This is a genomic window from Pseudomonas sp. AC463 (assembly GCF_979253585.1).
Window position 1 is genome coordinate 1 of record NZ_CEEDDZ010001251.1, and the last position, 230, is coordinate 230.

The 230-nt window shown below is 65.2% G+C and carries 1 protein-coding gene; it reads left to right on the top strand.

The window, feature by feature from the left end; all coding sequences use genetic code 11:
- On the top strand, nt 1-230 hold a 230-nt coding region (locus AC0IYH_RS34310), incomplete at both ends, for an aconitase family protein (protein ID WP_471838963.1).

Below are 230 nucleotides of genomic sequence, written 5' to 3' on the forward strand. Positions count from 1 at the left end.
GAGTATATGCGCCTGACCGCACGCTCCGAGGATAACATCGCGCTGGTGGAGGCCTATGCGAAGGCGAACGGCTTCTGGCGCGACGCGGATGCGCCGGACCCCGTCTTCACCGACACGCTGGAGTTGGACATGGGCACGGTGGTGCCGTCGCTCGCCGGCCCCAAGCGCCCGCAGGACAAGGTCGCGCTGACCAAGGTCGACGAAGTGTTCAACGGCGACCTGTTCAAGAT